The following is an 18,257-nucleotide window of genomic DNA, read 5'->3' on the forward strand; positions in this document are numbered from 1 at the left end:
CTCCAAGCATGCGGAGGATTTGTTGGTGACGGAGATCCCGGAGAACGTGTATGCGGGCCTGGCCGGCTCGCCGGTGACGGATGTGCACATTTTTGGTCGGCGGGGTCCGGCGCAGGTGAAGTTCACGCCGTTGGAGTTGCGGGAGCTCTCGCACAGCCGGGATGTGGACATTGTGTTGTATCCGGAGGATTTCGAGTTCGACGCGGCCTCGGACGAGTTGGTGCGCACGAACAACCAGGTCNGACCACGCTGACCAACTGGCTCGTGGAGGAGCACACGTCCGCGGCGTCGCCGGCCTCGCGCCGGCTGCACCTGCACTTCCTGCACACGCCGGTGGAGATCACCGGGGCGGACGGCCACGTCACCGGCATCACGTTCGAACGCAATGAGCTCGACGGGACCGGCAACGTCCGTGGCACCGGCGAACGGGTCAGCTACCCGGTCCAGGCCGTGTACCGGGCCATCGGCTATTTCGGGTCGGCGCTGGCCGACGTCGAGTTCGACCACCGCCGCGGGGTCGTGGTGAACGACGGCGGCCGGGTGTTGGGTGCCGACGGCGCCCCGGTGCCGGGCCTGTACGCGACCGGCTGGATCAAGCGCGGCCCGGTCGGGCTGANGCTGGAAACCATCGGCTGCCTGCTCGAGGACCGTCCATCGCTGACGCCGGCGGAGCGCCCGGACGAGGCCGCCGTCACGGAGTTGCTCGAATCCCGCGGCGTCGAGTTCACCACGTGGGAGGGCTGGCTGCAACTCGACGAGCACGAACGCAAACTCGGTGCCAATTACACGGCGCCGGCCGGCCTGGACGTCGTGCGCGAACGCGTCAAGGTCGTGGACCGCGCCGAGATGGTGGCGATTTCCGCGCGGTAGTCCCCAGCTCCTCCCCGCTGATGCCGCGCGAGCGCGTCATCAGCGGGGCCCCTCGGAGCCGTGGGCCCCGCCGCCGTCGTCGACCATTCGTGTTCCACATGGTGAGACATGATGGTCCCGTGCTGTCGAATCTGGTAACGCTCCGGTAGGGTTGGCGAGTCGTTTTTACGCCCTCGATTGGAGCGGACCCATGTCCTTGTTCAGGACAAAATCCATTGAACATTCCCTTGCCGACGCGGATGAGCCCGGCCGCACCCTGAAACGGACCCTGACCACCTGGGACCTGATGATCATGGGCATCGCCGTCGCGGTGGGTGCCGGCATCTTCTCCGTCGGGGCCAACGCCGCCGCCAACTATGCCGGCCCGGCCGTCATCGTCTCCTTCATCCTGGCCGCCGTCACCTGCGGGCTGGCGGTCATGTGCTACGCCGAGTTCGCCACGGCCATCCCCGTCACCGGCAGCGCCTACGTGTTCACGTACGCGACCATGGGCGAGCTGCTGGCCTGGATCATCGGCTGGAACCTGATCCTGGAGCTGCTCATGGCCGCATCGGTGATCGCCAAGTACTGGGGCGTGTACCTGAGCAACTTCCTGCAGGCCGTGCACATCGACGTGCCCGCGAACGTCTCCGTGTTGGGCCTGACCGTCTACTGGGGCCCGCTCGTCGTGGTGGCCGCGTTCACCGTGGTCCTGGTGCTGGGCACGAAGCTGTCCGCGCGCATCAACAACGTGTTCACCATGATCAAGATCGGCATCGTGCTGTTCGTCATCGTGGTCGGGTTCTTCTATGTGAGGGCCGCCAACTACGCGCCGTTCGTGCCGCCGTCCCAGCCGGCCCAGGTCACCGACCATTCCTGGTCGACGCAGCCGTTCCTGTCCTTCCTCACCGGTGCCTCCCCGGCCCTGTACGGGTTCACCGGCATCATCTCCGGTGCCGCGCTGGTGTTCTTCGCCTTCATCGGCTTCGATGTCGTGGCCACCAGCGCCGAGGAGGTCAAGAATCCGGCCAGGACGCTGCCGCGCGGCATCTTCGCCGGCCTGGGCGTCGTCACCATCCTGTACATCCTGGTCACGCTCGCGGTCACCGGCATGGTGTCCTACAAGGGGCTCGCCGCGGAAAAGGACCCGTCGCTGGCCACCGCGTTCCATCTGGTCGGGGCGGACTGGGCCGTCGTCATCATCTCCCTTGGTTCGCTGATCGGGTTGACCACGGTCATCATGGTGCTGCTCATGGGCCTGGCCCGCGTCAGCATGGCCATGAGCCGCGACGGGCTGCTGCCGCGCGCGCTCAGCCGCACCTCCGACAAGCACGCCACGCCCGCCCGCACCCAGATCCTGTGCGGTGCGCTCGTCGCCGTCCTGGCCGGGTTCACGCCCGTGGAACTGCTCGGCGAGATGATCAACATCGGCACGCTGAGCGCGTTCGTCATGGTCAGTGTCGGCATCCTGGTGCTGCGCCACAAGCGGCCGGACTTGAAGCCGTCGTTCCGGGTCCCGCTCGGCCCGGTGCTTCCGGTGCTCTCCGCCGTGCTGTGCATCTACCTGATGTTCAACCTGGCCACCATGACGTGGGTATTCTTCGCCGGCTGGCTGGTGCTTGGGCTGATCTTCTACTTCTCCTACGGGCACCGGAACTCCCGGCTGGGCCGCGAGGTGGAATCCGGCGTCGCCGAGACCGCCCCGGCGCTGCGCTGACATGCCGGCCCTTTCATGAGTGCCCGGCAGGTTTCCGGCATTGCGGACATTGCCCCGGAGTCCGTGCTGCTGGCCGGCGCCGGCCGGGCCATCCTGCTCCAGTTGGCCCACCCGGCCGTCGGGCACGGGGTGGCCCGGCACTCGAATTTCGCCGCGAACCCGCTCAAACGCCTGAACGGCACGTTGACGTACATCTACGCGCTGACCAACGGCACGCCGGAGCAGCGGGCCGCGGCCGTCGGCTGGGTCCGGCGGGCCCATGCGCCGGTGCGCGGCGAGGCGGGCGATGACCATCCGGCCTACGATGCCCGCGACCCGAACCTGCAGCTGTGGGTCGCCGCCACGCTGTATGACTCGGCCATGGTGGTGTACGACGCCGTGTTCCCGGCCTTGGAGCCGGCCGTCGCCGACGCCGTGTACCGGGACTACGCCATGCTCGGCACGGCGCTGGGCATGCCGGCGGGCCTGTGGCCGGCCTCGAGGGCCGACTTCGCCGCGTACTGGGCCGGGCAGGTGGGCGCGCTGCGTGTTGACGGGACGGTGCGCGCCGTGGCCGACGAGTTGATGGCGGCACGCAATGCGCCCTGGTGGCTGCGCGCGCCAATGCCCGTGGCCCGGTTCCTGACCGCCGGCCTGCTGCCGGACTCCGTGCGGGACCAGTACGGGATGCCGTGGTCGCCGCGCCGGGACCGTTGGCTCGCGGCCCTGTTCAGGGTGACGGCCGGGACCTGGCCATTGCTGCCCGCCCGGCTGCGGCACGCCCCCATGCGCTTTTACCTGGACCGGATTCCGGTGGCCTGAACCGGCCGGCGTGCGACCCTCAGCCGCGCGGTTCCCAAACGTGTTCCGCACTGGGCCCGGCGGCCCTCGTTCTGCCTGCTCACAAAGCTCACAAAGTGTGTGATACTCACAAGATACACAGCAACTCATAGAGGATGCCCCCATGGATAACCCGTTCCGTCCTTCGGCTGGTGCCACACCGCCACAGATCATCGGCCGTTCGGGGTTACTCGACGAATTCGACTACGGGCTGGAGCTGGGTTCGGGGGCACCGGGACTGCTGACCATCTTCACCGGCGCCCGCGGCATCGGCAAGACGGTCATGCTCGGCGCGGCCCAAGACCTGGCCCGGGAGCACGGCTGGGCCGTGATCTCAGAGACCGCCACCGAGGGGTTCATGGGGCGAATCGCCGAATCCATGCGCCAGCAGGCCGAAGAACTCGGCGACGGTCCACACACCCGCCGCATCACGGCCATCGCGGCCGCAGGCTTCAGCGTCACGACACAGCTTCCGCCAGAACGGCAGGTCGCCTGGCGGACCATCGGCGAACAACTGCTCCGGCTTCTCGCCGGCCACGGCACCGGGCTCGTCATCACCGTCGATGAGATCCATGCGGCAGGCCGCAGTGAACTGGCGCAATTGGCCGCCAATGTCCAGCACTTCATCCAGGACGGCCTTCCCATCGGCCTGGTCTTCGCGGGACTGCCGGCAGCCGTGTCGGATCTGCTCAACGAGGGCGTTGCGACCTTTCTCCGCCGTGCCGACAAGATCGACTTGCACTCGGCGGCCATCCGTGACGTGGAGGCATCCTTCGCCGAGTCATTCGCCGCGGCACCCATCGACGTCTCGGCCGCCCTCGTCCGCCAGGCGGCCGAGGCCACCGGCGGTTACCCGTTCCTCATCCAGCTGGTCGGATACTTCCTGTGGCGCGAAGCCGCAAACAACGGCGGCACCCTCACGGGGCCGGCCGTCCACAGGGCCATTGAGGCAGCCACCCGGCGCAACGCACGCACGGTGATAGAGGCCGCTCTCTCCACCGTCTCACCCAAGGACTTGGATTTCTTGCACGCGATGGCCGAAGACGACGAACCGGCGGCGGCCCGTGACATCGGACTTCGTCTGGGCGCCAAATCAAACTTGGTCGCCAATTATCGAGCCAGGCTTCTGGCTGCCGGGCTCATTCAACCGGCAGGGCACGGCAAAGTCGACTTCGCGATCCCCGGACTGCGCCAGTACCTTCGGTCAAAGCCCCGGGACTGAGCTGGAACACCCCCGCGGCTCACGGGACCCCACAGGCAACCAGCGCAAAATGGCGGCCGGACGCGTGGCCGGCCACCCGGACGTTGAGCGCCCTTGGGTGCCGGGACTTCCCGCGTTCCATCCCCGGACCGTGCCACGGCACGGCGCCGCGCCCGTCACGGCGTGGCGTACCGCAGCACCCAGTCGACCAGTGGGCGAAGCCGCTCCAGTTCGGTGGCGATGCGGTGCGCGGCGTCGGCCGTGTCCAGCCAGTCCGGCACGCCCAGATCGGTGGACGCACTGAGCGTCTTGCAGCGCAGCAGGACGGCTCGCGGATGGTCCCGCGGGAAACCCCGCGGCACCTGCTTCAGCTCCGGAGGGCCAGGTTCGAAACCGGCCGCGCGCAGGGTTTCCACGATCAGCGCCAGCGCCTCGCCGCTGACCGACGCGTCCACCGCCGTCCGGTACCGGGCCAGATGCGCGGGCGCCGCCGAATGGAACCCGCCGCCGAGCATCAACCCTCCGGCACCGATGCGCAGGTAGAACCCGACACCCTCATGGTTTGACAGGTGCGCGCCCTGGGACGTCTTGTACGGCGTCTTGTCGGCCGAGAATCGCGTGTCCCGGTACGGCCGGAAGACCCGGGCCGGGCCAAACAGCGGCTCCAACTGCGCCAGGAGAGCCAACAGCGGCACCCGCACGTCGTCGTCGTACGATTCCTTGTGCGCCAGCCACCAGTCGCGATTGTTGTTCTGCTCGAGCCGGGCGTAGAAGTCGAATGCCGCCGCGGGGATGCCTGCCGTTGTCTCCATGGACGTTGATCGTACGGGCGTGGCGGCCCCGCTTCCAGAGGTGGCGGCGGCGCTGTGGAAAACCTTGCCCGCGGACTCCCCGTGGAGGACGACACGCCGTCCCCATGTCTTATTGGACTGAGTCCAGAAAACATGCGAGGATCGTGTCCATGGTCGAAATGAGGGAACCGGAGGACGTGCTGCGGGCGGCACAGTTGCGCGTGACCCGTCCCCGGACTGCCGTATTGCAGGCAGTGCGCACCCATCCGCATGCCGACGCCGACACCATCATCGGTGTGGTCAGGGATGAATTGGGCGCGGTTTCCAAGCAGGCCGTCTATGACGTGCTCGCGGCGCTGACCATGGCGGGACTGGTGCGCCGGATCGAACCTTCTGGTTCCCCGGCACGCTACGAGGCCCGCATCGGCGACAACCACCACCACGTGGTGTGCCGGCAGTGCGGGGCGATCGCCGACGTTGATTGTGCCGTGGGGGAGGCGCCGTGCCTGACCGCGTCCAACAACCACGGATTCACGATCGACGAGGCCGAGGTCATCTACTGGGGCACCTGCCCTGCCTGCGCTGCATAAAACACGTTCACGATGCAAGATCCAACCAGAAGCGAGAAACAAGCATGGCTGACGAGAACACCAAACCGCTGACAACCGTTGCGGGCGCGCCCGTCCCGGACAACCAGAACAGCCTGACGGCCGGCCCGCGCGGCCCGATGCTGCTCCAGGACGTGTGGTTCCTGGAGAAGCTGGCCCACTTCGACCGTGAGGTCATCCCCGAACGCCGCATGCACGCCAAGGGCTCCGGCGCGTTCGGCACCTTCACGGTGACCAACGACATCTCCAAGTACACCGGTGCGAAGATCTTCTCCGAGGTCGGCAAGAAGACCGAGATGTTCGCCCGCTTCTCCACCGTCGCCGGCGAGCGCGGCGCCGCCGACGCCGAGCGTGACATCCGCGGCTTCGCCCTGAAGTTCTACACCGAGGAGGGCAACTGGGACCTGGTAGGCAACAACACCCCGGTGTTCTTCTTCCGCGACCCGCTGAAGTTCCCCGACCTGAACCACGCCGTGAAGCGCGACCCGCGCACCAACCTGCGCAACGCGGAGAACAACTGGGACTTCTGGACCAATCTGCCCGAGTCGCTGCACCAGGTCACGATCGTCATGTCCGACCGCGGCATCCCGGCCTCGTACCGGCACATGCACGGCTTCGGCTCGCACACGTACAGCTTCATCAACGACGCCGGCGAGCGCTTCTGGGTGAAGTTCCACCACCGCACCCAGCAGGGCATCAAGAACCTGACCGACGCCGAGTCCGCTGCACTGGTCGGCCAGGACCGCGAATCGCACCAGCGCGACCTGTTCGACTCGATCGAGAACGGCGACTTCCCGAAGTGGAAGCTCATGGTCCAAATCATGCCCGAGGCCGACGCTGACACGTACAAGTACCACCCGTTCGACCTCACGAAGGTCTGGTCCAAGAAGGACTACCCGCTGATCGAGGTGGGCGAATGGGAACTGAACCGCAACGCGGAGAACTACTTCGCCGACGTCGAGCAGGCCGCGTTCTCGCCGGCCAACGTGGTGCCGGGCATCAGCTACTCCCCGGACCGCATGCTGCAGGGCCGCCTGTTCTCCTACGGCGACGCGCAGCGTTACCGCCTAGGCGTCAACCACCACCAGATTCCGGTGAACGCCCCCAAGAACCCGACCAACTCGTACCACCGCGACGGTGCCATGCGCATTGACGGCAACCAGGGACGCACCCCCGGCATCGAGCCGAACTCCTACGGCCGCTGGGCCGAGCAGCCCGCGTACCGGGAGCCGGCCCACGCCATTGGCGCGGTCGCGGACCGGTTCAACTACCGCGAGGACGACGCCAACTACTTCGAGCAGCCCGGCATCCTGTTCCGCGAGAAGATGACCGAGGAGCAGCGCCAGGTGCTGTTCGAGAACACCGCACGGGCCATCGACGGGGCCTCGCCGGCCACGATCGAACGCCACATCCACAACTGCACCCAGGCCGATCCGGCCTACGGTGAAGGTGTGCGCAAGGCCATCGAGGCGCTGCAGGCGTCGAAGGGCTAAGCCTTTCTAGCACCTGGAACTGTCCGGGACCGGCCATCACGGCTGGTCCCGGACAGTTTTTTGCCTTCCTTGGGCGAGACCTCCTACGCGCCGAGGTAGCGCCAAAGCGCCGAAGGGGCGGCATATGTTCCGCCACTTCGGCGCGATGACGCTACCTCGGCGAAATGGCTCACCGAGACACCGCTCTATCCGGGGGCTACGTGGTCAGCAGGTGTTCGCGGCCGAACATGGCGGCGGCCTCACGCGCGGTGGGCGTGCCGGCGTCCAGGTCGGCACCGGCCGCGCAGAGTTTGGCCACCACGTCGTCCTCGCCCTTGAACAGGGCCCCGGCGATGGGGGTCTGCTTGCGGACGTTTTGGATGTCGGGGTTGGCCCCGTGGCCGAGCAACATGCCCACGGTCTCCGTCCGGCCGTGGTAGGCGGCCAGCATCAGCAAGGTGTTGCCGTCCGCATCGACCACGTCCACCGCCAGCCCGTGGTCGATGAACTCGGCCAGCTGGGCCGTCTTGCCTTCGCGGGCCAGGTCCATCGCGATTTCCAGGACACGCCCGGTCTGGTCTTCATTGAGTGCTGATTCGTTCGTCACGATTCCAGCGTAGGCGATGGCCCGCCGCGGACCCATAGGCTGGAGCCGTGCGAAGACTCCTGGCCGATGTGACGCCGCTGCGCGAGAGCCCGGCGTTCCGGCGGCTGTGGATCGGCAACGGGTTGTCCTCGATCGGCACGCAGCTGACGGTGGTGGCCGTCAGCCTCGAGGTGTACGACCTCACGCGGTCCACCCTGGCCGTGGGCCTGCTCGGCATCGTGGCGCTGGCCCCGCTCGTCGTCGCCGGCCTGTACGGCGGGGCGATCGCGGACGCACACGACCGCCGCACCGTGGCCCTCGCGTCATCCGCGGTGCTGTGGCTGGTGACCATCGGGATCGCGGCGCAGGCGTGGCTGCGACTGGACTCCTTGTGGGTGCTGTACGCACTCATCGCCGTCCAATCCGCGGCGGCCGGCATCAACGGCTCGGCGCGCAGCGCCATCGTCCCGCGCCTGGTCCGCCCCGCCCTGCTGCCGGCGGCGAACGCCCTGAGCATGATCGTCATGGGCCTGGGCACCACGGTCGGGCCGCTGCTGGCCGGCGTGCTCGTGGCCAACATCGGCTACGGCTGGACGTACACGATCGACGTCGTCACGTTCACGGCGTCGCTGTGGGCGCTCGTTCGGCTGCCCGCGCTGCCGCCGCAGGGGCCGGTCCACCGGGCCGGGAACCGGACCGTCCTGGAAGGTTTCAGCTTCCTCGGTTCGCGGCCCAACCTGCGCATGACGTTCCTGGTCGACATGTCCGCCATGGTGTTCGCCATGCCGCGGGCACTGCTGCCGGCCATGGGCGCCGTATGGCTGGGCGGCGCGCAGCAGACGGCTGGAATCCTGCTGGCGTCCATCGCGGCCGGGTCCTTCCTGGCCGCGCTGTTTTCCGGCCCGCTCGGCAACGTCCGGCGCCAGGGCCTGGCCGTCGTGTGGAGCATCACGCTGTGGGGTGCCGCGATCGCCGCGCTGGGCGGCGCGGTGCTGGCCGGTGGCAGGCACGCGCACGACGGCGGCGTGTCGCCGTGGCTTGCCGGTGCGGTCGCCGCGCTGGTCGTCGCCGGCGTCGCCGATTCCATCAGCTCCGTGTTCCGGTCCACGATCCTCCAGGCGGCGACCCCCGACCACCTGCGCGGCCGGCTGCAGGGCATCTTCGTCGTCGTCGTGACCGGCGGGCCGCGGCTGGGCGACGTGTTCGCCGGGGGCACCGGCCAGGCGTTCGGGGAGGGGTTGGCGGCCGTGATCGGCGGCGCCCTGTGCATCGCGGCCGTCTGGGCGCTGGCGGCCTGGCAGCGCGGATTCGTGGCCTACGACGCGCGGAATCCCGTACCGTAGACGGTGCGGCGGAGGCCACGTCCGGGGCCGGAACCCGGGGCGGCGCTGCAACGTTTGACGAGTGTAGGGATAACCGCCCCGACAGGGGCCCGACGGAAGCGTTTCGCAAAGTGCACAGACATTTCAACGGCTTGAAGACCGCGGCGCTGTTCGGCGTGCTCTGGGCGGTGTTGCTGGGCATCGGTGCGCTCATCGCCAGCGGCACGGGCAGCGCTGCCCCCTTGTGGATCTTTGCCCTGATCGGTGTCGCGTCCACCGCGTACGGGTACTGGAACAGCGACAAGATCGCCATCCGGTCCATGCAGGCCTATCCGGTGACCGAGCAGCAGGCGCCGGCGATCTACCGGATCGTGCGTGAACTGTCGACGAAGGCGAACCAGTCCATGCCGGCCATCTTCATTTCGCCCACCCAATCGCCGAACGCGTTCGCCACGGGCCGCAATCCGCAGAACGCCGCCGTCTGCTGCACCGAGGGCATCCTGGCCATCCTGGACGAACGCGAGCTGCGCGGCGTCCTGGGCCACGAACTCATGCACGTGTACAACCGCGACATCCTGACCTCGTCGGTGGCGGCCGCCGTCGCCGGCGTCATCACATCGGTGGCGCAGATGATGCTGTTCTTCGGCGGCGGGGACCGGCGCAACGCGAATCCGGTCGCGCTGCTGGCTATGTCGTTGTTCGCGCCGCTGGCCGCCTCCATGATCCAGCTGGCCATCAGCCGCACGCGCGAATACGACGCCGACGAGGACGGTTCGACGCTGACCGACGATCCCCTGGCCCTTGCCTCGGCGCTGCGCAAGCTGGAAACGGGTGTCCAGCGGGCCCCGCTCCCGCAGGACCAGAACCTGGTCAACACCAGCCACCTCATGATCGCCAACCCGTTCAAGGGCGGCGGCGCCGCGAAGCTGTTCGCCACCCACCCGCCCATGGCCGATCGCATTGCCCGGCTGGAGAAGATGGCCGGCCGCCCCCTGACCTGACCGTCCCCGGGTTCGGGGTGCGGAAGAATGGGGCCATGCGACTGATCCTGATCCGCCACGGTCAAACACCCAGCAACGTGAAGAACCTGCTCGACACCGCGGTTCCCGGCCCGGGCCTGACCGCGCTCGGTGAGCGCCAGGCCGCGGCCGTGCCCGGGGCCCTGGCCGGCGAGCCGCTGCGCGCCATCTACGTCTCCACGCTGACCCGCACGGCGTTGACGGCGGGGCCGTTGGCCGCCGCGCGCGGACTTGAACCCAACGTCCGGGCGGGGCTGCGGGAGATCAGCGCCGGCAACTTGGAGTTGAAGGGCGACCTGCCGTCCATCATGGCCTACCTGGAGACGGTGAAGGCCTGGCTGTCCGGGGACCTGTCGGCGCGCATGCCGGGCGCCGACACCGGTCACGACGTCCTGGACCGGTTCGACGCGGTGGTGCGCGAGGCGGAGGAACAGTACGACGGCGGCCCGGTCGCCATGGTCAGCCATGGCGCCATGATCCGGTTCTGGGCCGGGCACCGTGCCGGCACGCTGGACTGGACAAACCCGAAATACCACGAGCTGAGCAACACCGGCATCGTCATCATGGAGGGGGCCGCCACCCCGGCGCTTGAGCCCGGCGGCTGGCGGGTCGCCGCCTGGTCGGGTTTCCCCGCCGGCGGCCTGGCCGGCACCGACACGGACGGGCCGACGGCCGAACTCACGGCCGATTCTGACGGCGGGGACGACGTCCCCGCCGTCAGGATCTAGGTTTCCGGCTACTGGGCCGGCGGCTGGGTGAGCTTGAACATCGCCCCGGTGGGGTCGGTCAGCCCGGCGATGCGGCCGAACGGGGTGTCCTCCGCCTCGACGACCACGGTGGCGCCGCCGGCAACCGCCTTGGCGATGGTGGCGTCGGTGTCGTCAACCTGGAAGTACACCTGCCAGTTGGACGGCACGGCGTCGGGCAGGTCGGCGGCGGCATCGTAGATCCCCGCCAGGGCCGCCGGCCCCTCGCCGAGGGACGTGTAGCGGAAGTCCGCCGAATCGGCCACGACCGATGTCTGCCAACCCAGCGCCTTCTGGTAGAACGCGACGGCGGCGGGGTAGTCCTTCGTGTGCAGCTCGTGCCAGCCCGCCGCACCGGAAATGTCGTGCGCCTGGAAACCCTCGTGACCGCCGAACTCCCACAGCCCGAACGACGCGCCGGCCGCATCGCCGAGCATGGCCATCCGCCCCTGCTCGGGGACATCCATGGGTGGCATGTACACGACCCCGCCGTTCGCGGTGACGGAGGCGACGGAGTCGTCCAGGTTGGCCACGCGCAGGTACGTGGACCACATGTCGGAGTATCCGTCGTCGGTGCCCGGGTTCTGCATCAGGCCGGCAGCCGGCAGGCCGTCCTTGAACGCCATGACGTAGCCGCCGTATTTTTCCTCGTCACCGGTCTCATACGTCCAGCCGAACAGGTCATGGTAGAAGGACTTGGCACCGGCCAGGTCGGAGGTGATCAGGTCGATCCAGCAGGGTGCGCCGACCGGGATGTCATTCGTGGCCATTATTGCTCCTCGTCCGTTGTGCAACGCCGTTCGTGGGAATGCCCCGGAACGGGACACGGCGAGCCTATGCCGAACGTGCGGCGTCCGGCAAGGGTCCGCCGTGGCCGTTCAGCGAAGGTTCACGAACTGCAGGTCGGCTTCCTCGAAGCTGCGCAGCAGGGTCATCGTGGCCTGCAGGTCGTCGCGGCTCTTGGAGCTGACGCGTAGCTCATCGCCCTGGATGACGGACTTGACGCCCTTGGGTCCCTCGTCGCGGATGAGCTTGTTGATCTTCTTGGCCAGGTCCTGGGCGATGCCCTCCTTGATGGAGGCCTCCAGCCGGTACTCCTTGCCCGAGGCGTAGGGTTCGCCGGCGTCGAGGGACTTCAGCGAGATGCCGCGCTTGATCAGCTTCGACTCGAAGACGTCGAGGACGGCCTTGACGCGTTCCTCGGAGTTGGCCTTGAGCAGGATGTTCTCGCCACTGAAGTCGATCTCGGCGCCCACGCCCTTGAAGTCGTAGCGCTGGGCCACTTCCTTCTGGGTCTGGTGCAGCGCGTTGGCGACCTCTTGCTTGTCAACCTTGCTGACGACGTCGAACGTTGAGTCACTGGCCATGGTTCCTCTTCTCCCTTGCTAGCCGGTTGCTTGCCCTCTAGCCTAGCGGCCGAGGGGCCCCAGAGGAGCGGAGCGAGTCCGGGGAGGACGCTAGGCGTCTAGCGGGCCGCTCACAGTTCGCTCCTAGCGTTCGTTGCGCGGGATCACACCGGCGCCGTGAAGAGTTATGCCCATAGACAGGCCCCAACCCCGACGGAGGAGCAATGGCTTCCACCCCGCACCCCGATCCCGTTTCGACAAGTACGACGACGGACGCCGCCGGCGCGGCCGGCTCACCGCTGGCGCCGCGAACCAGGACCGGCGCGCGGCCGGGCGTGAAGGCCGCGGTCGGCACGGCCATGGCGGCCGCGGCACTGGCCGCGGTGACCGCGTTTTCGGGCCCTGGGGTTTCGGGCACCGCGTTTTCGGGCACTGCCGCAGCATCCTCGACCTCCGACCGGATCGCCGGCGTGCAGCAGGATCTGGCCCGGGCCGTGGCGTTGCACCAGGTCACGGCCGAGCAGGCCGCGGCGTTCGAGCGGCAGCTGGTGCGGCGCATCCAGTCCGGGGCCTGAGAGCCGGTCCGCGGGGCCCAACCGGCCCGATTCGATTCTTCGGCGAATCCCTTGTATTGTTTTACTGCTCCCACTTGCTGGGGGCGCCCGCCGGACCTGCTGGAGCCATCCATGCCGGAGCCGGTGTGCCGCGGCAGATTACCCGAGCGGCCAAAGGGGGCTGACTGTAAATCAGCTGGCAATGCCTACGGGGGTTCGAATCCCTCATCTGCCACCACGGACGCCAGGCCCGTACTTCCTTGGAAACTCAAGGAAGTACGGGCCTTTTGCGTTGTTCGGACCGCTACGCCGTCGGCCCGGGGCGATTGTCCGACGGGTCGTGGCAGATCCGCAGCACCTCGGTGATCGTGTCGGGATCATTTGTCTTCAGCGCCTCAAGGATGCGCCGATGGTCGTGGGCCACCTTCGCCTGGTGATTCGGGCCCTGCCGGTAGGTCATGGTGATCCGGCGCTGGATGGGGTGCGCCCACATCGCCGCGAGGGGTCAACGGTTTCAAACTCGTCGATCATGGCGCGCAGCCGCACCAGCGTGGCCAGCCCCTCCAGCGCCACCTGGGTGAGCGCATCCCGGACGGGGGTGCGGGACACGCCATACTGTGCCGCCACCTGCTCCTGGCAGGCTGGTCCTGGACCTCTAGCGGGGGCCGGTCGATGCGCCACAAGCGGTCACGTGCCGGGCGCGGCAACCCCGCCTAAAATTGGCGTATGGAACTCCTCGTGCCGCTGGTCATCGTCCTGGTCATCTGCCTGCTGGTCGTGCTGGCGGCCCGGTACGTCGGCCGCGCCGGCCGGGCGCGCCAGGATGCGGCGGCCCATGACGCCCGCGCCGGGTCGGCGAAACCGTCGGACATCACCCGGGAACGCGCGGCCGAGGCCGGCGCACGGTTGTCGCCCGAGGCACACCGGAACATCTACTCGCTCATCGCCCAGGGCCAGCAGCTCCAGGCGGTCAGGCAGTACCGCCGCGCCACCGGGTGCCCGCTCGGCGAATCGGTGGCCGCCGTCACCGCGCTGGAGCGCTTCCCGCAGGAGCCTCGCGCAGCCGAACCCCCCGCATCCGCACCCGGGCCCGAAGCCCACCCGGCCGGCACCGGCTACCGGTACCGGGCCATCGTGTCCCGGGGGGATGAGGTCCGTGAGGTTGCCAGCACGCGCCTGAACGACGAGATCTACGGGCAGATCCGCACCCTGGCGCTGGCCGGCAAGTACGACGACGCCGCGCACCTGCTGCTCGACCATGCCGACATCGGTGAGGGCGAGGCCCGCGAGTTCGTGTCCATGATCGGGCCGGAAGCCTAGCCTCCTTGACTGTTAGGCATCCTAACTGTTAGGCTACCTAACTATGAATGTCGACATGCTCATGGAGCTCGCGCACGACTACCGCGAAATCCTGCGCCAATCCGTGTACCTGACCCGGGCCCTGGATTCGGACGGCGAATTGAGCACCGCCCAGGTGAGCACCCTGAACATGGTCTCCACCGAGCCGCAGCGCGTGAGCGTGATCGCCCGCAATGCCGGCATCCGGGTTCCCAGCGCCACCGAGCAGGTCATCAAGCTGGAGGCCGCCGGACTGGTCCGGCGCATCGCCGACGACAGTGACGCCCGCGTGGTCCTGGTCGAGCTGACGGACGCCGGGCGGGCGGCCGTCGACCGCTCCAACGCGGTGCGCAACCGTCGCATGGCCGACGCCCTGCGCACCCTGGACGAGGCCGAACGGGCGACCATCACCGCGGCCCTTCCCGCACTCGCCAAACTGAACGGCGCGCTCAGTCCCTGACGGCTTCGCACGCCGCAACCCGTGGCGCGCCCACCGCCGGCCGGCGGCGCACGGCGCGCGCCGCCGTCGTACTTTCCCTTTTTCACATCTTCCAAAGGAGTCACCCCGTGCAGGCCAACGCCGCAACGGAAGCCGTCCACGAGATCGAGGACACGCTTCACTCGGAAAAGCAGTCGATGCTCAAGCAGCCCAAGGCGGTGTGGGCGGTGGCGTTCGCGGCCGTCTTCGCGTTCATGGGCATCGGGCTGGTCGACCCGATCCTGCCGGCCATCGCCGTGAACCTCAAGGCGACCCCGAGCCAGGTCTCGCTGCTGTTCACCAGCTACTTCCTGGTCACGGCCGTGGCCATGCTCGTGACCGGCTTCGTGTCCTCGCGCATCGGCGGAAAGAAGACGCTGCTGATCGGCCTGGCCGTCATCGTCGCGTTCTCCGCGCTGTCCGGCATGTCCAGCACTGTCGGGACACTGGTCGGGTTCCGCGCCGGCTGGGGCCTGGGCAACGCGCTGTTCGTGGCGACGGCGCTGGCCGTCATGGTGGGCGTGGCCTCCGGCGGCACCGCGACCGCGATCATCCTGTATGAGGCCGCGCTGGGCCTGGGTCTGTCGCTCGGCCCGCTCATGGGCGCCCTGCTGGGCGGCTGGCAGTGGCGGGCCCCGTTCTTCGGCACGGCGACGGCGATGGCGATCGCGTTCATCCTGCTCGTGATCCTGCTGCCCAAGACCGCCGCGCCGGCGAAGAAGACCCGGCTGCGCGACCCGCTGGTCGCCCTGGGCCACAAGGGCCTGCGCACCACGGCCGCCAGCGCCCTGTTCTACAACTACGGCTTCTTCACCATCCTGGCGTTCACCCCGTTCATCCTGCACTTCAACGCGTACGGCATCGGCGCCGTGTTCTTCGGCTGGGGCGTGGCCGTGGCCGTGTTCTCCGTGTTCGTCGCCCCGATCGTGCAGCGCAGGTTCGGCACCACCGGCGCCCTGACCGGGTCACTTGTCGGGCTGATCATCGTCCTGATCGGGGTCGCGCTCGCCGCCGGCCACTCGATCACCGCGATCGTGGTGCTGGTCATCGTCTCCGGCGCGCTGCTGGGCATCAACAACACGCTCTACACCGAACTGGCCATGAGCGTCTCCGACTCGCCCCGCCCGGTCGCCAGCGCCGGCTACAACTTCGTGCGCTGGATGGGCGGTGCGCTGGCCCCGTTCCTGGCCGCGAAGATCGCCGAGCATTCCAGCGCCTCGGTCACGTTCTTCGTCGCCGCCGCGGCCGTGCTGGTCAGCGCCGGCATCGTCGTGTTCGGCCGGTCCGTGCTGAAGGCGCACGAGCCCGACGGCGTGTAGGCGCCGCGTTTATTCCCGATGGTTGGCGCTCACGCGCTCAGCGAAACCGGTAGCCATGCTTCCACGCGGTCCCGTACCGTGGAAGCATGGCTACAGTCGATATCACCACTGACACCTTCGCGCCCACCGTCGAGAACAACGACATCGTGTTCGTCGACTTCTGGGCGTCCTGGTGCCAGCCCTGCCGGAATTTTGCGCCCACCTACAGTGCGGCGTCGGAAAAGCACGACGACGTCGTGTTCGCCAAGGTGGACACCGAGGCCGAGCAGCAGCTCGCCGCCGAAGCCAACATCACCTCGATCCCGACGCTCATGGCGTTCCGCGAAAAGGTCCTGGTGTTCGCCCAGCCCGGCGCACTCAACGGCTCCCAGCTCGACGAGGTCATCACGGCCGTCAAGGGCCTGGACATGAGCGAGGTGCACGCCGCCGTCGCCAAGCAGCAGGCCGAGGGCAAGGCTGCCGAATAGATTCACTGAAGGACTCACGGGTCTCGACAGGCTCGACCACCGCGGTGGTCGAGCCTGGGCCCACGGCCGCGAGGGGCCCCGACCGAGCTTGCGAGGGCGGGGAGCGGCTGGGGAGCGAGACCCGGTAATTGAGCCTGTCGAAATCCCCCGGTGGTCGAGCCTGTCAGACCGTTTAAAGACGGGTCAGCTCCGCCGGCGTGGCCAGGAGCGCGCTGAGGGACTCGTCGAGGTCCTGTAGGGCGATGCCCCTGCTGTGCTTGTCCAGATCCGCCTCTGACGCCCAGCGCTCGGTCAGCACGATGCGCTCCCCGGACTCTTCCGTGATCTCGTAGCGGAGGCAGCCGGGCTCGGCCACGACCTGCTCGATCGCGATTTCCAGCGCGAGCTTCACGCGAAAGAACTCGCCGTCGTTGGGGATGAACATGGCCTGCAGGTCAATGGCATGCTCATCGGGGAATTCACTCATGGGACCAGCGTATGTGACCCGTCGCCCGCGAGTGTGAACTTTTTCAGTGTCCGCGGTGATCCTGGATGCGCAGGCGCGGGCCGAACGTGGGCTTGCGGAAGCCGCTGAGGCCGAGCATGCGCACCACGCGCTGCCGGTGCCCGCGCCACGGTTCGAGCAGCTCCAGCATGCCGGCGTCGTCCACGGGGTTGCCGGCCAGCGCCCACCCCACGTAGGCGGCCAGATGGTAGTCGCCGACCGACACCTGGTCGGCGTCGCCGTGCGTGCGCTGGGTGACCTCGGCCGCCGTCCAAATGCCTATGCCGGGAATGGTTTGCAGCTTCGCGCCGGCCTCTGCGGCGGGGAGGGCGGCCAGCCGTTCCAGGCCCGACGCCGACCGCAGGGCGCGCATGATCGTCGCCGAACGCTGCGGTCCCACGCCCGCCCGATGCCATTCCCAGGATGGAATGGCGGCCCAGCGTTGCGGGGTCGGGGCCACCATCAAGTCGTCCGGGACGGCGGTGCCCGGGCCGATGCCCGGCGCCGGCGTGCCGAACGTGCGGATCAGCGTCGCGTAACCGCGTTGGGCCTCCAGGGAGGTGACCTTCTGTTCCAGGATCGCCGGGACGAGGGCGTCAACCACCCGCCCGGTGGAGGGCAGCCGCACGGCCGGGTGCCGGCGTCGTGCCTCTTTCACCAGCGGCGGCAGGGTGGCGGCGAAGCCAGGCGCGTCAAAGGCGGACCAGTCATCGTGGTGGCCGGTCAACGCCGGGGCGCCCGCGAGGGCGTGCTCCGCGCCGGGACCCCAGGCGCGGGCGGTCATGTCCGTGCCGGCCTGGGTGATGCCCAGTGTGGCGGGGCCGTCGGGCGTGTTGAACGCCAGCCAGGCGGTGTCCCCGGCCAGCCGGACCGTGCGGTCGGCCGGACCGCGACCGATGATGCCCAGCGTCCGCGCCAGGTCGACCGGCTGGCCGGCGTCCCACGATCGTGATTCCCACTGCCGTGACTGCGCCCGGGACGGGCTGTCCGGCAGGGCGGTGATGGTCATGCGTCCATGGTCCCACGCGTGGCTGACAGGCGCCGACTGGCGGGCTAGTCTCAATGCCGTGTAGTTAGGCTGGCTGGCGGGTTGTCAAGCGGGTGTTGTCGGCGATGATCTCGATGTCGATGGTTGCCTGGT

At 68.5% G+C, this 18,257-nt stretch carries 21 protein-coding genes, 1 tRNA gene and 1 pseudogene; 15 read left to right on the forward strand and 8 right to left on the reverse strand.

Annotated features, from left to right (window positions below):
- The 4 genes and pseudogenes from EJC77_RS16650 to EJC77_RS16665 form a co-directional block, all read left to right on the forward strand.
- Positions 1-870, forward strand: a pseudogene (locus tag EJC77_RS16650) (ferredoxin--NADP reductase domain-containing protein); the annotation flags it as partial.
- 190 nt (positions 871-1,060) lie between these two features.
- On the forward strand, positions 1,061-2,566 hold the full coding sequence (locus EJC77_RS16655; protein ID WP_125615219.1) for an amino acid permease: 1,506 nt from the start codon (positions 1,061-1,063) through the stop codon (positions 2,564-2,566).
- A 15-nt stretch (positions 2,567-2,581) separates the two neighbouring features.
- Positions 2,582-3,367 carry an oxygenase MpaB family protein gene (locus tag EJC77_RS16660; protein WP_125615222.1) on the forward strand — a complete coding sequence of 262 codons (786 nt, stop codon included), beginning with the start codon at positions 2,582-2,584 and terminating at the stop codon, positions 3,365-3,367.
- Positions 3,368-3,509: 142 nt separating this feature from the next.
- On the forward strand, positions 3,510-4,607 hold the full coding sequence (locus tag EJC77_RS16665) for an ATP-binding protein (protein WP_125615225.1): 1,098 nt from the start codon (positions 3,510-3,512) through the stop codon (positions 4,605-4,607).
- A 155-nt stretch (positions 4,608-4,762) separates the two neighbouring features.
- Here the strand turns inward: EJC77_RS16665 and EJC77_RS16670 are convergent, their stop codons facing one another.
- A complete protein-coding gene (locus EJC77_RS16670) occupies positions 4,763-5,398 on the reverse strand; it encodes a DUF2461 domain-containing protein (RefSeq protein WP_125615228.1) in 636 nt (211 codons plus the stop codon).
- 149 nt (positions 5,399-5,547) lie between these two features.
- Between EJC77_RS16670 and EJC77_RS16675 the strand changes: the two genes are divergently transcribed.
- Together EJC77_RS16675 and EJC77_RS16680 are read left to right on the forward strand one after the other, a co-directional pair.
- Positions 5,548-5,967 (forward strand): Fur family transcriptional regulator, encoded by a 420-nt coding sequence (locus tag EJC77_RS16675; protein WP_125615231.1) that lies wholly within the window; start codon positions 5,548-5,550, stop codon positions 5,965-5,967.
- Between the two features lie 44 nt (positions 5,968-6,011).
- A complete protein-coding gene (locus tag EJC77_RS16680) occupies positions 6,012-7,478 on the forward strand; it encodes a catalase (RefSeq protein ID WP_125615233.1) in 1,467 nt (488 codons plus the stop codon).
- Between the two features lie 196 nt (positions 7,479-7,674).
- Here EJC77_RS16680 and EJC77_RS16685 read toward each other — a convergent pair whose 3' ends face one another.
- Positions 7,675-8,064 (reverse strand): ankyrin repeat domain-containing protein, encoded by a 390-nt coding sequence (locus tag EJC77_RS16685; RefSeq protein WP_338069493.1) that lies wholly within the window; start codon positions 8,062-8,064, stop codon positions 7,675-7,677.
- Between the two features lie 47 nt (positions 8,065-8,111).
- On the opposite strand from EJC77_RS16685, the gene EJC77_RS16690 reads away from it, so the two are divergent.
- The 3 genes from EJC77_RS16690 (at position 8,112) to EJC77_RS16700 (ending at position 11,112) form a co-directional block, all read left to right on the forward strand.
- Positions 8,112-9,386, forward strand: a complete 1,275-nt coding sequence (locus tag EJC77_RS16690) for an MFS transporter (protein WP_125615239.1) — start codon at positions 8,112-8,114, stop codon at positions 9,384-9,386.
- 110 nt (positions 9,387-9,496) lie between these two features.
- Positions 9,497-10,366 (forward strand): zinc metalloprotease HtpX, encoded by an 870-nt coding sequence (gene htpX / locus EJC77_RS16695; RefSeq protein ID WP_125615242.1) that lies wholly within the window; start codon positions 9,497-9,499, stop codon positions 10,364-10,366.
- Positions 10,367-10,401: 35 nt separating this feature from the next.
- Entirely contained in the window at positions 10,402-11,112 is a 711-nt protein-coding gene (locus tag EJC77_RS16700) for a histidine phosphatase family protein (protein ID WP_125615245.1), read from the forward strand.
- A gap of 8 nt (positions 11,113-11,120) precedes the next feature.
- On the opposite strand, the gene EJC77_RS16705 is transcribed toward EJC77_RS16700, so the two are convergent.
- Both EJC77_RS16705 and EJC77_RS16710 read right to left on the reverse strand, forming a co-directional pair.
- Positions 11,121-11,900: a VOC family protein gene (locus tag EJC77_RS16705; protein ID WP_125615248.1), complete on the reverse strand. Its 780-nt coding sequence runs from the start codon at positions 11,898-11,900 to the stop codon at positions 11,121-11,123.
- Positions 11,901-12,008: 108 nt separating this feature from the next.
- Complete coding sequence (locus EJC77_RS16710) at positions 12,009-12,497, reverse strand: YajQ family cyclic di-GMP-binding protein (RefSeq protein ID WP_125615251.1); 489 nt, start codon at positions 12,495-12,497, stop codon at positions 12,009-12,011.
- 203 nt (positions 12,498-12,700) lie between these two features.
- Between EJC77_RS16710 and EJC77_RS16715 the strand changes: the two genes are divergently transcribed.
- Together EJC77_RS16715 and EJC77_RS16720 are read left to right on the forward strand one after the other, a co-directional pair.
- On the forward strand, positions 12,701-13,051 hold the full coding sequence (locus EJC77_RS16715; RefSeq protein WP_240630324.1) for a hypothetical protein: 351 nt from the start codon (positions 12,701-12,703) through the stop codon (positions 13,049-13,051).
- Positions 13,052-13,183: 132 nt separating this feature from the next.
- Positions 13,184-13,268, forward strand: a tRNA-Tyr gene (locus EJC77_RS16720).
- 66 nt (positions 13,269-13,334) lie between these two features.
- On the opposite strand, the gene EJC77_RS21200 is transcribed toward EJC77_RS16720, so the two are convergent.
- Positions 13,335-13,490 (reverse strand): FCD domain-containing protein, encoded by a 156-nt coding sequence (locus EJC77_RS21200; protein WP_240630325.1) that lies wholly within the window; start codon positions 13,488-13,490, stop codon positions 13,335-13,337.
- Positions 13,487-13,657: a GntR family transcriptional regulator gene (locus tag EJC77_RS21205; RefSeq protein WP_240630326.1), complete on the reverse strand. Its 171-nt coding sequence runs from the start codon at positions 13,655-13,657 to the stop codon at positions 13,487-13,489. Before EJC77_RS21205 ends, EJC77_RS21200 begins: the two co-directional genes overlap by 4 nt.
- Positions 13,658-13,756: 99 nt before the next feature.
- On the opposite strand from EJC77_RS21205, the gene EJC77_RS16730 reads away from it, so the two are divergent.
- From EJC77_RS16730 to EJC77_RS16745, 4 genes are all read left to right on the forward strand, one after another.
- The gene (locus tag EJC77_RS16730; RefSeq protein WP_125615253.1) at positions 13,757-14,350 is read left to right on the forward strand and encodes a hypothetical protein; all 594 of its coding nucleotides are present in this window, start codon (positions 13,757-13,759) and stop codon (positions 14,348-14,350) included.
- Between the two features lie 43 nt (positions 14,351-14,393).
- Positions 14,394-14,828 (forward strand): MarR family winged helix-turn-helix transcriptional regulator, encoded by a 435-nt coding sequence (locus EJC77_RS16735; RefSeq protein ID WP_125615256.1) that lies wholly within the window; start codon positions 14,394-14,396, stop codon positions 14,826-14,828.
- A gap of 176 nt (positions 14,829-15,004) precedes the next feature.
- Positions 15,005-16,165, forward strand: coding sequence for an MFS transporter (locus EJC77_RS16740; protein WP_125615272.1), 1,161 nt, complete (start codon positions 15,005-15,007; stop codon positions 16,163-16,165).
- An 86-nt stretch (positions 16,166-16,251) separates the two neighbouring features.
- A complete protein-coding gene (locus EJC77_RS16745; protein WP_125615260.1) occupies positions 16,252-16,632 on the forward strand; it encodes a thioredoxin family protein in 381 nt (126 codons plus the stop codon).
- Between the two features lie 172 nt (positions 16,633-16,804).
- Here EJC77_RS16745 and EJC77_RS16750 read toward each other — a convergent pair whose 3' ends face one another.
- Both EJC77_RS16750 and EJC77_RS16755 read right to left on the reverse strand, forming a co-directional pair.
- The gene (locus tag EJC77_RS16750) at positions 16,805-17,098 is read right to left on the reverse strand and encodes a putative quinol monooxygenase (RefSeq protein WP_125615263.1); all 294 of its coding nucleotides are present in this window, start codon (positions 17,096-17,098) and stop codon (positions 16,805-16,807) included.
- Between the two features lie 43 nt (positions 17,099-17,141).
- Positions 17,142-18,125 (reverse strand): DNA-3-methyladenine glycosylase family protein, encoded by a 984-nt coding sequence (locus EJC77_RS16755; RefSeq protein WP_125615266.1) that lies wholly within the window; start codon positions 18,123-18,125, stop codon positions 17,142-17,144.
- Between the last annotated feature and the right edge of the window lie 132 nt (positions 18,126-18,257).

Source organism: Specibacter cremeus (assembly GCF_003946885.1).
In the GTDB taxonomy this organism is placed as follows: domain Bacteria; phylum Actinomycetota; class Actinomycetes; order Actinomycetales; family Micrococcaceae; genus Specibacter; species Specibacter cremeus.